This window comes from Streptomyces sp. NPDC002886, from assembly GCF_042888445.1.
GTDB lineage: Bacteria > Actinomycetota > Actinomycetes > Streptomycetales > Streptomycetaceae > Streptomyces.
Genome location: NZ_JBIAPV010000010.1, coordinates 22,143 through 34,962, shown reverse-complemented (window position 1 = coordinate 34,962; position 12,820 = coordinate 22,143). Strand labels below are relative to the sequence as shown.

Here is a 12,820-nt window from a genome sequence, read left to right as displayed (position 1 = left end):
CGGGCTCAGCCCTTGACGGCGCCGGCGGTCATCCCGGTGGTGACCTTGTTCTGCAGAAACAGGAAGACCAGCAGGACGGGCAGCATGAACAGGCTGGCGGCGGCCATCGTGGCGCCCCAGTCGGTGCCGAAGACGTTGGCGAAGGAGGACAGCCAGACCGGCAGGGTACGGGCGTCCTGGTTCTTGATGATCAGGGTGTTGGCGAAGGCGAACTCGTTCCAGGCGGTGATGAAGCCGAACAGCGAGGTGGACAGCAGCCCGGGGGCGAGCAGCGGCAGAGTGATCCGGCGGAAGGCCGAGGTGCGGGTGCAGCCGTCGACCAGGGCGGCCTCCTCCAGCTCGGCGGGTATCGAGGCGAGGAAGCCGCGAAGGGTGACGATGGTGAAGGGCAGGGTGGTCATGAAGTAGACCAGGGTCAGCATGGTCAGGCTGTCGAGCATGTCGGTGTCGCGGGCGATGACGTACATCGGGATCAGCAGCGCCTCCCAGGGCGCCATCTGCGCGGTGAACACGAGGAGCAGGAAGGCGCGCCGGCCGCGCCAGCGCATCCGGCCGACCGCGAAGGCGGAGAGCAGCGCGACCACGAGGGCCAGGAGCACCGCGCCGAGGGTGACCAGCAGGCTGTTGCGCCAGTACGAGCCGAAGCCGGGGGCGCGGACGGCGGTGGCGAAGTGGTCCAGGGTGGGGTGCAGCGGCAGGAAGCCGGGGGTCTCGGACTGGATCTCGGCGGTCGGCTTGAAGGCGGTGATCACCATCCAGTACACGGGGAAGGCCGAGGTGACCAGGACGGCCAGGGCCGCCAGGGTCAGCGGGAGCCGGCGCAGGGCGCGGACTGCGGGGGCGGAGGTTGTCACGAGGTCTCGCCTTCCTGGCGGTACATCCGGCGCAGGGTCGCGACCAAGGCGACGAGCAGGATCAGGACGGTCAGCGTGGACGCGGCCGAGCCGACGTCGTACTTGTGCAGGGACTGGGCGATCTGGAAGGCGTACACGGGCAGCGTGGTGGTGGCGCCGTTCGGGCCGCCCTGGCTGACCACCCAGATCTGGGCAAAGCACTTGAAGGTCCAGATCACCTCCAGCGAGGTGATCAGGGCGAACAGCGGCCGCAGCATCGGGAAGGTGACCAGTCGGAAGGTCTGCCACGCCCCGGCACCGTCGAGCCGGGCGGATTCGTACAGCTCGTTGGGGATGGTGGTCAGTCCGCCGTACAGGGTGAGCGCGGCGAACGGCACCGACTGCCAGACGACCAGGGCGACCAGGATGGCGAAGGTGGAGCGCTCGTGAGCGAACCAGGCGTACTCCCGGAAGCCGTGCAGCCCCAACTGGTCAAGGGCCCAGTTGACCACTCCGAAGCGGGACTGGAACAGCCACTGGAAGATCGTGGTGGCGGCGATCACCGGGGTGGCCCAGGTCAGCACCAGCGCACTCATCACCGCGAGCCGCATCCGGCGGCCGAGCCGGACCAGCAGCAGCGCGATCAGCGTGCCGAGGCCGGTGATCAGTACGGTGTTGAGCAGGGTCCACTCCAGGGTGCGGCGGACCACTTCCCAGAACTCCGGATCGGCGAGCAGCGCGGTGTAGTTGGCGGCGCCGACGAACGGAGCGCGGCCGTGGATCAGTTCGGCCATCCGGAAGTGCTGGACCGAGATGATCAGGTTCCGCAGGAGCGGATAGACCAGGAGGAACGCCGCGCCCACCACAGTGGGGGCGACCAGCAGGTACGGCCAGACCCGGGTTCGGGCTGGAGGAGGAGCGGTGGACACGGCGGTGACTCTCCTGTCGGGAAGCGCTGTCGGCAATCGCTGTTCAGGAAGCGCTGTTGAGGGCCTTGGTGATGGCCTCGGAGGCGGTCTTGCCGGCCGGGTCCGGGTCGGCGCCGGTGAGCACCTGGGTCATGTACTGCTTGATCGGGTTGTTGGCCTCGACGGCGGCCCAGTTCGGCGAGTTCGGGGTGCCGCGGCCGCTCACCGCGCCCGCGGCCATCGCCGCCGCGCCCTCGTTGCCGGACAGCACTCCGGCGAGCGAGGTGCGGTTGGGGACGTAGTTCATCTCCTTGGCCATCTCGCTCTGCCACTTCGCCCCGGCCAGCGCCTTGACCACCTCGTACGCGGCGGCCTGGTGCTTGGAGGCCTCGGGAATCACGAGGTCCGATCCGCCGGTGAAGACCGCGCCCGGCTTGTCGGCGGTCTTGCCGGGGATGGGGAAGAAGCCGAGCTTGTCCTTGAGCGCCGGGTTGGCCTTGATGATCGCGTTGGCGCCGCCCGGGGTGGAGATCACCTGGGCACTCTTGCCCTTGGCGAAGACCTCCGCCTGGAGCGGCTTGGCCTCGTCGGAGTCCTTGGGGCCCTTGCCCAGCGCCTGCAGCTTCTTGTAGAACTCGACGCCGGCCCGGGCCTGCGGGGTGTCCAGCGCGCCCTTCCACTTGCCATCCGAGCCCTTGACCGCGAGGTCCCCGCCCTCGTCCCAGACGAAGCCGGCCAGGGCGTACCAGGTCTGGCCCGCGAGGTAGATGCCGTCGTTGCCGCCGCTGTTGAGCTTCTCGGTGTCGGCGATCCACTCGTCCCGGGTCTTCGGCGGGGCCGTGATGCCGGCCTGCGCGAAGAGGTCCTTGTTGTAGATCACCACGCGGTTCGCGGCGTACCAGGGGATGCCGTACTGCTTGCCGTCGATCTTCCCGGGCTCCGCCAGGCCGGGGATCCAGTCCGCACCCTCGAGCTCGGTGACCTTGTCACTGAGGTCGTGCACACCGCCGCTGGCCGCGTACTGGGCGACCTGCGTGTTGCCGACCTCGATGACGTCCGGGGCGTCCTTGCTGGCCAGCGCGCTGGTGATCTTCTGGCCGATGCCGTCCCACTCCTGGATCTGGACGTCCAGGGTGGTTCCGGCGTGGGTGGCCTCGAAGTCGGACTTGAACCGCTGCAGATAGCCGTCGGTCACGCTGTCACGCATGATCCACACCGTCAGCTTGGCCGGACCGGCCGAACCGCCGGAGGAGCCCGGGGAATCCCCGGAGGAAGAGCAACCGGCCAGGCCCGCGCCGGTCAGCGCGAGGGTGAGGGCTGCTGCGATGGGGACCAGGCGCGGACGCGCGGGAGTTCTCACGGTATTGCCACCTCGATGGGGAGGAGTAAGCGACCTCACCAGTTGACCAACTGGTAAGCGATGGAAGAGAAAGTGACACAGCCCTGAAGGGTGGTCAAGACCTTTGCGTGATGACAAGTTGGCCGCAAAATAGGGGAAGATACGGGGAGAGGCCGCGGAGGTTGGGCCTCGCAGCAGGTAAAACCCAGCTGGTAAAGTCCAGGAACTGGTCTGGTCAGGTCGAGTGGAAGGGCGCAGCGATGGCCGAGGGGATGCCCGGGGCGGCGGTGAAGCGGACCCGGGTCCGCGCGTACCTGCGGGAGCTGGTGGACTCCGGGGCACCCGGCGACGCGATCCCGTCCGAACGGGCGTTGAGTGAGCAACTCGGCGTCTCCCGCCCCACCCTGCGGGCCGCCGCCGACGAACTGGTGGCCACCGGACGGCTGGTCCGCGAACACGGCCGGGGCATGTTCGTGGCCCCCGCCAAGATCACCCAGGAGCTGGCGCCGGCCATCGGCGAACCCGGCTTCAGCCTCCCGAAGGCCTCCGGCAGCTGGGCCAGCCGCGTACTGGAGTTCACCACGCTCCCGGCCGGCGCCGGCATCGGCCGCAAGCTGCGCCTCTCCCCGGCCGCCGACATCTTCTACATCGCGCGGCTGCGCCTGGTGGACGGCGAACCGATGGCCATCGAGCACCTGCACGTACCCGCCGAGCTCACCCCCGGGCTCTCCCCCGCCGACATGGAAAGCGGCGACTTCTACCAGTTGCTCGGCACCGCCCACGGCATCAAAGTCCACGAAGCGGTACAGGCGATCGAGCCGACCGTCGTCAGCGAGCAGGAGGCGAAACTGCTCGGCGTGCCGGTCATCTCACCGGCCCTGCGCTTCGAGCGGCTGACCACCGACCGCACGGGACGGCCCGTGGAGTACGTGCACTCGGTCTACCGCGGCGACCGCTACCGGATGGTCTCCAGAATCTCCCTCGCCGCGCCCGGCCCCGAGGACGGCCCAGCCCCGGCGGACGGCCCGCAGCACCACCCCGGCATCCCGCCGGGCGACCTGACAGCACGCGCCAGCGGCCGAAGCGTCACGCGCGGAGACATCCAGCCACTGCTCTGACCCGCGGGCCGTCGCCCCGCGGCCGCGCCCCTGCGGCTGAGAACTTGGCCACCGCCACCTTGCTACTGCGCTCCAGCGCCGGGCGCAGCAGCTCGTAGGGCTTCGCGGCGACGCCTTCGGCGGCCGGGCAGGAGGAGGCGCCGATCTGGCTCGGGACGATCGGGGCGATCGAGACGGCCGGGACGAAGCAGACGATGTCGATCGTCTTGGGCGTCGTCTTGGCCGTCGTCTTGGCCGTGGGGAGCGGCATTCCGTCGAGGTCTTGGTCGGTGACCTCCACGAGGGTGCCGGTCGCGGTCTCGTAGAGGCGCCCGATGTCCGCCTGGCTCAGCTGCTGGCCGTCGAGCTCACACCGCTTGCCGTACGGACTCGGCCGCCGTCCGTCGTATGGATCTGGCGGAAGGAGATCGAGTGGTCCTCGGTAGCAGGCACACGTGCCACCGGGATCGTCCCGTTGACTGAACCAGACGGCTGGACGGCAACGGTCGCAGGGCCTACGGCTCGGTGGATGCGGGGCCTTTGCCCCGGGACGGACTGATGCCGCGGGGGCTAGGCTTCGATCATGCCTATCGCCACCCGCCTCGCTCCTGGTTGCCGCCCGCGTGGCTGCCGGGCTCCGGCGCGGCGGGTGCACGGACGGCGAGTGCGGTACGTGATCGGGTCCGAGCGCGGCCAGGTGAACGGGATGCGATGGCTCCACATGCCATCCGCAGCCCCTTCCTCCCGCGTGCGGGCATGCGCGTGATCTTCTCCGGTGACCGGAGGCGGTCAGCGCCGCCCGCGTAAGTTCACCTGGACCGTTTCCGCGATGCCCACCACCACCTTTCCTCCCCGCTCGGAACCAGCGCGGGAGCGGGGCAAGCTCCCCCTGTCGCCGCTGCTGGCGCTGGCCCTGGCGGCCTTCATGACCGTGCTCACCGAGGCGCTGCCCGCTGGTGTCCTGCCGGAGATGGCCCGCGACCTGTCCGTCAGCGAGTCCGCCATGGGCCAGTCCCTGACGGTGTACGCCATCGCCACTGGTGTTTCCGCCATTCCCCTGGCCAGGGCTACGGCAACCTGGCGCCGCAAGAAGCTGATGCTCAGCGCCGTGGCTGTCATCGGGATCGCCAACACCGCCACGGCCGTCTCCTCCCACTACCTGCTGACCATGGGCCTGCGACTGCTCGCGGGCGTTGCCGCCGCCGTGATCTGGTCCGAGCTCGTCGTCTACGCCCGTCGCCTGGCACCACCCCACCTGCAGGGCAGGGCTCTTGCCGTCGCCCTGGCCGGTATCCCGCTCGCCCTATCACTGGGAATCCCCCTGGGCACCCTGCTCGGCTCACTGCTCGGCTGGAGGCTCACCTTCACCCTGGTCAGCCTGGTCACGCTGGTCCTGCTGGGCTGGATGTCCACGGTGCTGCCCGACTTCGCGGGCCAGCTCCCCGACCAGCGCCGCCCCATCCTCAAGGCACTGCGGCTCCCCGGAGTCGTACCAGTCCTCTTCACGGCCGCGGCCTTCATGCTGGCCCACAACATCCTCTACACCTACGTCGCAGCCCTCCTCGACGCGTACGACATGGGCGCTGCCCGGGGAACCGTGCTGCTCGTCTTCGGAATGGCCTCCGTGGTGAGCATCCTCATCGCCGGAGCCCTCGTCGACCACCACCTGCGAACCCTCACCATCACCAGCGTCACCCTGTTCCTCGCCGCGGCTGTCCTCCTCGCGACCCTCGCCACCAGCCCCGCCGCGGTCTACGCCGCCACCGTGCTGTGGGGGCTGGCCTGCGGCGGCATCGCGAACCTCTTGCAGACCGCCGTCGCCGATGCCGGAGATGACCGGGCCCAAGCCCTGTACGTCACCGTCTGCAACTCCTCGATCGCCGGCGGCGGCGCGATCGGCGGCACCCTCCTCGCGACCTTCGGTCCCGCCTCCTTCCCCGACAGCGCACTGCTGCTCCTGATACCGGTACTGATCGTCGTGGTGGCGGCACGCACGCACGCCTTCCCGGCCCAGCGCTCGCACGCAGCGGTTGCGTCACGCAAGCCGACACCAAGCCAACGCTGACGCAGGAGGGCGGGCAGGCCCGAGGCCCGACGACCGGAGTCCTAGTTCAGAGAACTGACCAAGCCAAAACTGACGGCTCCGCTCCATGTCGGTTTCAAGAGACCTCCGTCACCACGCTGGGCACCTCGTCCTGAACGTCGTTGGATGCCCCGGCTCTTGCGGATGCCGTGGCGCTGTTGTGCATCGACTCACTGGATCCTTTCGATGTGCGGGTGGTCCGGGGATTCCGGGCAGATGTGGAGTTGCAGGTCGTAGCCACTGACAATCGTGAGCCGACGAAGTCGCCCGGAGACGTGCCGGGAAGGAGCTGCGGAGGATGTGCTTGGTCCTCTTCCGGGTTCCAGCTGTCGCCGCCCGATTCGGTGCCGGCGCTGGTGAGCAGTGGGTGCGCCTGGGTGCCGTACACGGAGCAGATCAGAGGCTCGGGATCGGTGAGGCCCCAACGGGTCCAGCCGCCGGTCTTCCAGCCGGGGGGGCAGGGACAACTCGTCCATGGAGAAACCCTCCGGGGTGACCTGGTAAAAGCTGTCCACGGCGGGTTCTGCTGTCTGCCAGTTACTCCAGTGCTCTAGGACTTGTCCGGCCGATCATGGCTGTAGGCAGCCGGGCATGATGCCCGGGTGAGCATCATCGTGAAGTTCTTCGTGGCGCCGGACGACACGTCAGCGGGTCTGGCCCTCCAGTCCGGGCCAGGACCGGCATTCGAGTCCCTCTCCTTCGGCAACTTCGATCCTGAAGAGGCCGTGGTGGAGTGGGAATGCCTTCTGACCGGCGGCGGCTTCGAGGAACTCTTCGAAGCCGGTGAGCCTCGCATCGTCGCCGACCAGGACCATGACGGGTGCGTCGTCTTCGCGATCTCGCCTCGCCTGTCCACTGCACTCGCGGACGCCGGGCACGCCAGGTCGCGAGACGTCGCCGCCTCGTGGACCCGGCTGCGTGCGGAGGACGGCGAGGTCATCGGCACGGAGATCGCCGACGCGATCGTGGGTGGTCTTGCTGCTCTCGTCAGCAGCGCCCGGCGCCAGGACCAAGGCGTCTACTGCTGGGTCGCGTAGCAGTTCATGACCGAAGCAAGATCGCGACGGCCGCCGCGGTGGCGGTGCCGAGGAAGAGGAAGACGTAGCCGCGCTTGTCGTATCGAGTGACGACCGCTCGGGACTGTTTCAGGCTGTTGATCGCCCACTCGACGGTGTTGTGCCTCTTGTACGGTCCTCGTCGAAGCTGGGCGGCCGTCCACCGCGTGAGCCTTTGCGCAGGCTGGCCGCCTGACTGTCGGTTTTCTCCGGGATGGTGTGGCGGATGCCCCGCCGTCGCAGGTACTCGCGAATGGGGCCGTTGCTGTAGGCCCTGTCGGCCGCAAAGCTGTCTGGCTTCATGTGTGGCCGTCCCAGGCCTGGCCCTGGGCACTCGGATCTTCTCCAAGACCCCCGTCCGGACCCGGTGCAGAATCCCGTCGATCACCTGCCGGTGGTCCCGCCACCTGCCACAACGCCCGTTGCTGACCGGCAGCAATGGTCGGGGCCGTTGCCATTCGGCATCCGTCAGATGACCCCGCCCCATGCTCACATCAACGGCTGGGGCACGGCGGCCGTCACGTGGCCGACACGACACCCTCGTGCCGGCCACCCTGTGGCCTGGAGAGGAGAACCCGACGGGTCGGCGGGTCGATTTCCGCTACGACGACGGCGATCTCCTCTCCGACCTCGAAGTCTTCAAGCGGGCGCACCGCAGCGCGGCCGGGGGCTTCTCTGAAGGGGACCAGCCCGGCAATCCCGTCCCCGAGGTCGACGATGATGCCGAAGGGAAGCACCTTCTCAACCGTCCCGCGGAGTTCCTGCCCCGCCGCCGTGCGGTCTGCAAAGGCCTGGAGGGGGTCGGGCTCCAGTGCCTTCAAGGACAGTCTGGCCTCCGCGTTGTAGGTGTCGAACTGTAGGAACTCGCACGAGACACGCCGGCCTACCTGAACGACATCGGTGGGAGCGTCGATGCGCAGCCAGGACAGTTCGGGAACGCTGATGAACCCGACACCGGGGAAGAGGGGATGGGCAGGCCCGTCGTCCAGGGCCACGAAGACCCCGAACCGCTCGATCGCCGCAACGGTGCCGGACAGGATGTCGCCGCGGTGCAGGGACTCCAAAAACGCCCAGAGTTCCGGGCTCTCAGACTGCCAATCCATACCGCCACCCTGGCACAGGACAATGTGGGCCGACCATCCTCTCAACGAGCTGTAGCCCCCGCCATGCCTCAGCAGCCGGGACCATGATCGGCCGGACCAGTCCTAATCTGAAGATCCAGATCTCAGAGGAAGTAGTTCCCCAGACATGACGTTCTCATCTGAGTCTCAATGGATCTGGTCCGGCGCCGGCGGATCAGATCGGAAGCTGGTCTGCACGACGAAATCATGAGAGCCGCATCAGGTGCACCATCAAGAATGGCGTCATGGACCATCGGATCGAAGTGCCTGAGCCTGACGATGCCGCCTCCGTGGGCCGGATGCAGCTGAGGGCTTGGCTCCAGACGTACCCCAACGAAGTCGCGGGGATCGATGAGGCGTGGATCCGTGAGCACCGAGGGGTCGCTGTCACCGCGGAGGGCATTGCCCAGTGGCGCAGGTTCATTGAGAGGGCTGTACAGCAGCCGGATCTGCTGTTCTGTCGTGTCGTCCGTTCCGGGGCGGAGGTCGTCGGGGTCCTTTGCGGCCGCCGAGATGAGATGGTCACCCTCGGGCCGATGTATCTCGTGAACGAAGCCCAAGGCCAAGGTATCGGCGGACGGCTGATGGACGAGTTCCTGCCCTGGGCGGACGGTGCTTCCACGCACCTGTGGGTGACCGACTACAACGCAAAGGCGATCCGCTTCTACGAACGGTACGGATTCAGGACCACTGGCGAGCGCGAGCTCTGGCGCGACAAGTTGCCCAATGTACGGATGGTCCGTGAGTCACTGTTGAGCGACAAAGTCCTCTGAGATGCCGGGCGAGTTGGGCCAGTTCAGCTGAGACAGGAACCGGATCGACCGAGACGGGACACCCACTCCGGCCCGGACTCTGGCGCGGAGCCGTCTGTCCTGTGACAGGGAACCTGGATGATTGCCACCGAAGTTGGACCACAAGCCGATCCTGGAGGGCAGGGACCCGTTGGTCGGCTCTCACTACCGGGCCCTCGCCGTGGCCGAGGAAGCCGCAGCGTAGGACGGCCTGCCTCCGCGAATACCTCCAAGCTCAGTCGCACCTGACCACGGAGATCCATAGCGGGACGGAGCGAACTCAGCGGTCCTGGGCCGGCCTAGCCGGCCCAGGACCGCCGTGGTCAGTTGCTGCAGCCGGTGACCGGGGCGGGGCCCGCACACTGGTCTGGCTGGTTGCCGGTGACCGAGCCGGGTACGACCGTGGCCGTGGCCCCTTCCTTGTTGTAGGTGCCGCCGCCGCCCTGGTAGGTGTTGTGGGCGTCTGCCTTCAGGGCATGCTTGGGCTGCTGCGAGGTACGTACGACCTTGTTGCCGGTGATCTTGGCCTGGTCCTCGACCGTGAGCGTCCCCATGTTCAGCACCCCGGCCCTGTTGCCGAGCGCGTGATAGCTGTGTGCCGGATTCCTGTAAGCGCCGCTGACAGTGTCGTTTTCGGTTCCAGCGATGTCGACCATGCTGGTCGACACGGCCCAGTTGGTGATCTTGGCTTGGCCGCGCAGGTGCACGGTGCCACCGCCCTGGCAGCCACGGCCCCATGGCATTGCCGAAGGCCGGGTCCTGGGCGCGGGATTCCATGCCGACTTGAATGTGGCAGCCGCTCACCTGCCGCCACGCCTACTGTCGGCCATGCGCGCTTTGTGCCGCGTGGGCAGGGCGGTCTCATCGGCACCATCGGCGCCCTTCACATCGAGGTTGCCCAGCGCGGACGCGGTGTCCGGCCAGGCCGGGAGTGCCACAGTCGTCCCGCGCACCAGGCCGCCCGGAGCAGAAAACTTCAGCAGTTCGCCGCACTGTTGGTGCCGTCCGCCTTCGACCAGGCCGCGTAGAAGACGCCTTCGCCTGCGACGATCGGTCGACCACGTCGGGGTGATGTCTCCTTCAGGACGGGCTCGGCCTGTCAGCGGGTGCAGCCCGACGCGCGACCGATGGGGCCATCTCAACCTTGCCGAGTCACCCGTCGAGGTTGACGGTCGCGGCCCGAAACTCGTGGTGGCCCATCCCTCCGGGCGCGTTGGGGTGGCAGGATGACGCGGTGTCCGACTCTCTGCGTGAACCGTGGCTGCGCGGCGTCGCCTTCAATCCGGCGGCGACCTCCGACGTACTGATACGCCTGATGGATCCAGCCGCCGGTGGGATAGGCCCGCTGATGTGCGAGGGCCGCGATCTGCCCGGCGACGTTGTCGACGCGGCGCTCCGCCATCCGGCGTGGAGGATCCGCGGCGCGCTCGCCCTCAACCGGCACGTCGACCCCGCGCGACTCGCCCCCTTGGCCACGGACCCGTCCGGGATCGTCCGCGGTTGGCTCGCCGGCGGCCCCCGCCCACGGGCCCGACGGGTCCGGCCGCTCCCGGAGGGCATCCTCGTCACCCTCCTGACCGCCCGGGACGGGGGCGATGACGGGATTCTCACCGAGAACGAGATCATCCAGGAGCTCACCTCCTCCCGGCAGATACCACTGTCGTTCCAACGCTCCATGGCCGGACACGAACACCCCACCCTCCGCGTGCGCGCGACCTGGGAGTGGCAGTGGCTCACCCCTGCGCAGCGGAAGGCCCTGCTCGACGACCCGGATCCCGCGGTACGGGAAGCGGCGCGGGAGAGCCGTTGGGAGCTGGATCCGCAGGCGGTGGAGGCCAAGCTGCCGACCATGGGCGCGCGCAGCAAGCCGTTCTTCCTCGGCACGTGCGCCCTGTCTACCGCGCTCGTCGAGGAGTGCTTCGCCGAGGACAAGGCCCATCCCCTGGCCTGGAACCGCCACACCCCGGCCCATGCCGTCGCCCGCCTCGCCCGCCATCCCGAAGCCAAGGTCCGCGAGATGGTCGCCGCCCGGCCCGACCTGGAACCGGACCTGGCCGCCGAGCTGCGGGAGGATCCGGACAAGGGGGTGCGGATGCGCGCACGCCTCCACCCCTTCCCCCGCACCTGGGCCGAGTACTGGGCGATCCACGCGGTCATCGGGCACGGCCCGGACTGCACCTGCCCGATCACCGAGCCGGCCGACGAGCCGTCGCCCGACTGGTTCGCGGCCTGCGCGGCGTCCGAGGAACCGGTGCTCCGCCAAGTCGCGGCGAGCTGGCCCGGCATGCCCGCCGAACTCGTCGACACCCTCGCGCGGGACGAAGACGAGGAGGTACGGATCCGGTTGGCCTGCCGCCACCCCCTGGCTCCGCCACACCTCCTCCTGGACGTCTTCGTCACCCGCCCGGTCCACCGCCCGCATCTCCTGACCCTGCCCGCGTTCCCCCGCACCGGCCTGACCCACCTCATCGGCCACCCGGATCCCGAGGTGCGCGCCCTGGCTGCCATCGATCCGGCCCTGTCCGAACCACCGTTGGAAGACCCTGATGAGTCGGTGCGCCGGGCTGCCGCAGCCAACCCGAGCCTTGCACCGGAGACCCTGGAGGCCCTCCTCGCCGACCTCCGCACCGCGGAGGGCGCTGCCGCCAACCCATCGCTGCCCGTCCCCCGCATGCACGCGCTCCTCGACCACTGCCTGAACGGCGCCGCCACCCCAGCGGCTGCAGACGCCGCCGCACCGGCAGACGTTTCCAGGGCTCATCAACATGTCGAGTAGCAGTCGAGTAGCAGCAGCGACCGACGACCGGTCATGCGCCCGCTTGAACGGAGCAGGACGCGACCGCCCGGACCAAGAGGTGCTGCGTAGGTTCACTGCTCCGCGACACCATCCGGATCCCTTCCGTCGGTCAGCCGGGGCCTTCTTCCAACCGTTCTTCATCTTGCTGCATGATGCTGAGGGAGTGCCCAGGGGATGTGCGTGCCTGTGCTTGTGTCCTCAGTAGTCGGTGGATGAGTAGCTGACGTGTGCGGTCCCATCGGGTGTGAAGCGGATGTCCAGTCCGATGTCGTAGGCGCCTTTCGTGCTTTCGGCCATGGGGTCCCGATGCACCGTCACACAGAGGTCAGTTGCGCATTGCGAAGGTATCCCCGGGGCCGGCGGGGGCTCGCGGTCGGTGAAGTACCGAGTTACCCAGGTGTCGACGTCAGCCTGCGGCATTTGCCAGGTTCCTCTGTAGGAGCGGTCCATCACGCCGTGGCTTTCGCACTTGGCGTGAGTTGCCCGTTCCGGGAGCTCGGCCATCGCGAACTCGACGGCTTCCTTGCACGGAACGTCCGTGGGCATGTCTCCCCGGAGACGGGAGGCGACGTTGACGGCTGAGCATGCGGCGAACATCACCAGGCCGGACACGATGACGAGGACGGGCAAGGCCCGTCTCTTGCTTTTGGATAGCTGCTCTGCCGACGTACTCACTGAGGGCCCCCTGTGTTGGTCCGCGCCACTACACATCCTGAACGCGTTCAAGATACATTCCTGGTCTTGTCCGGAAGTCGCACGGATCGCGTTCATCGGTTCGCCACCGCTGCGGCCGTCC

General features: G+C 68.3%; 13 protein-coding genes and 1 pseudogene. 6 read left to right on the top strand and 8 right to left on the bottom strand.

What is annotated here, in order from left to right; translation table 11 throughout:
- Positions 1–5: 5 nt before the first annotated feature.
- The 3 genes from ACFYYB_RS32805 to ACFYYB_RS32795 are packed head-to-tail and all read right to left on the bottom strand — an operon-like array spanning position 6 to position 3,101.
- Positions 6–854, bottom strand: a complete 849-nt coding sequence (locus ACFYYB_RS32805; RefSeq protein WP_389440048.1) for a carbohydrate ABC transporter permease — start codon at positions 852–854, stop codon at positions 6–8.
- Positions 851–1,762, bottom strand: coding sequence for a carbohydrate ABC transporter permease (locus ACFYYB_RS32800; RefSeq protein WP_389440046.1), 912 nt, complete (start codon positions 1,760–1,762; stop codon positions 851–853). Before ACFYYB_RS32800 ends, ACFYYB_RS32805 begins: the two co-directional genes overlap by 4 nt.
- Positions 1,763–1,805: 43 nt before the next feature.
- Positions 1,806–3,101 carry an extracellular solute-binding protein gene (locus ACFYYB_RS32795; protein WP_389440044.1) on the bottom strand — a complete coding sequence of 432 codons (1,296 nt, stop codon included), beginning with the start codon at positions 3,099–3,101 and terminating at the stop codon, positions 1,806–1,808.
- 239 nt (positions 3,102–3,340) lie between these two features.
- On the opposite strand from ACFYYB_RS32795, the gene ACFYYB_RS32790 reads away from it, so the two are divergent.
- Positions 3,341–4,198, top strand: a complete 858-nt coding sequence (locus ACFYYB_RS32790; RefSeq protein ID WP_389440042.1) for a GntR family transcriptional regulator — start codon at positions 3,341–3,343, stop codon at positions 4,196–4,198.
- Here ACFYYB_RS32790 and ACFYYB_RS32785 read toward each other — a convergent pair.
- Positions 4,167–4,832, bottom strand: a complete 666-nt coding sequence (locus ACFYYB_RS32785; RefSeq protein ID WP_389440040.1) for a Ku protein — start codon at positions 4,830–4,832, stop codon at positions 4,167–4,169. The genes ACFYYB_RS32790 and ACFYYB_RS32785 overlap by 32 nt on opposite strands.
- On the opposite strand from ACFYYB_RS32785, the gene trpM reads away from it, so the two are divergent.
- The 3 genes from trpM to ACFYYB_RS32770 all read left to right on the top strand — a co-directional run bounded on the left by trpM (position 4,761) and on the right by ACFYYB_RS32770 (position 7,297).
- Complete coding sequence (gene trpM / locus ACFYYB_RS32780; RefSeq protein WP_389440038.1) at positions 4,761–4,943, top strand: tryptophan biosynthesis modulator TrpM; 183 nt, start codon at positions 4,761–4,763, stop codon at positions 4,941–4,943. The two genes, ACFYYB_RS32785 and trpM, sit on opposite strands and share 72 nt — an antisense overlap.
- A gap of 63 nt (positions 4,944–5,006) precedes the next feature.
- Positions 5,007–6,242, top strand: coding sequence for an MFS transporter (locus tag ACFYYB_RS32775; RefSeq protein ID WP_389440036.1), 1,236 nt, complete (start codon positions 5,007–5,009; stop codon positions 6,240–6,242).
- A gap of 620 nt (positions 6,243–6,862) precedes the next feature.
- On the top strand, positions 6,863–7,297 hold the full coding sequence (locus tag ACFYYB_RS32770; protein ID WP_389440034.1) for a hypothetical protein: 435 nt from the start codon (positions 6,863–6,865) through the stop codon (positions 7,295–7,297).
- 4 nt (positions 7,298–7,301) lie between these two features.
- Here the strand turns inward: ACFYYB_RS32770 and ACFYYB_RS32765 are convergent.
- Positions 7,302–7,802 (bottom strand): annotated as a pseudogene (locus tag ACFYYB_RS32765) (transposase).
- 31 nt (positions 7,803–7,833) lie between these two features.
- Positions 7,834–8,418 (bottom strand): S1 RNA-binding domain-containing protein, encoded by a 585-nt coding sequence (locus tag ACFYYB_RS32760; RefSeq protein WP_389440032.1) that lies wholly within the window; start codon positions 8,416–8,418, stop codon positions 7,834–7,836.
- 263 nt (positions 8,419–8,681) lie between these two features.
- Between ACFYYB_RS32760 and ACFYYB_RS32755 the strand changes: the two genes are divergently transcribed.
- Entirely contained in the window at positions 8,682–9,209 is a 528-nt protein-coding gene (locus ACFYYB_RS32755) for a GNAT family N-acetyltransferase (RefSeq protein WP_389440030.1), read from the top strand.
- A 341-nt stretch (positions 9,210–9,550) separates the two neighbouring features.
- On the opposite strand, the gene ACFYYB_RS32750 is transcribed toward ACFYYB_RS32755, so the two are convergent.
- Positions 9,551–9,934: a hypothetical protein gene (locus ACFYYB_RS32750; protein ID WP_389440028.1), complete on the bottom strand. Its 384-nt coding sequence runs from the start codon at positions 9,932–9,934 to the stop codon at positions 9,551–9,553.
- A 527-nt stretch (positions 9,935–10,461) separates the two neighbouring features.
- On the opposite strand from ACFYYB_RS32750, the gene ACFYYB_RS32745 reads away from it, so the two are divergent.
- The gene (locus ACFYYB_RS32745; RefSeq protein ID WP_389440026.1) at positions 10,462–12,003 is read left to right on the top strand and encodes a hypothetical protein; all 1,542 of its coding nucleotides are present in this window, start codon (positions 10,462–10,464) and stop codon (positions 12,001–12,003) included.
- A gap of 219 nt (positions 12,004–12,222) precedes the next feature.
- Here the strand turns inward: ACFYYB_RS32745 and ACFYYB_RS32740 are convergent, their stop codons facing one another.
- Positions 12,223–12,654, bottom strand: a complete 432-nt coding sequence (locus tag ACFYYB_RS32740; protein WP_389440024.1) for a hypothetical protein — start codon at positions 12,652–12,654, stop codon at positions 12,223–12,225.
- Between the last annotated feature and the right edge of the window lie 166 nt (positions 12,655–12,820).

What these genes read in the sequence shown, in the direction of transcription:
- ACFYYB_RS32790 (WP_389440042.1), top strand. Translation starts at nt 3,341, where the DNA reads ATGGCCGAGGGGATGCCCGGGGCGGCGGTGAAGCGGACCCGGGTCCGC.
- trpM (WP_389440038.1), top strand. Translation starts at nt 4,761, where the DNA reads ATGCCTATCGCCACCCGCCTCGCTCCTGGTTGCCGCCCGCGTGGCTGC.
- ACFYYB_RS32775 (WP_389440036.1), top strand. Translation starts at nt 5,007, where the DNA reads ATGCCCACCACCACCTTTCCTCCCCGCTCGGAACCAGCGCGGGAGCGG.
- ACFYYB_RS32760 (WP_389440032.1), bottom strand. Translation starts at nt 8,418, where the DNA reads ATGGATTGGCAGTCTGAGAGCCCGGAACTCTGGGCGTTTTTGGAGTCC.
- ACFYYB_RS32755 (WP_389440030.1), top strand. Translation starts at nt 8,682, where the DNA reads ATGGACCATCGGATCGAAGTGCCTGAGCCTGACGATGCCGCCTCCGTG.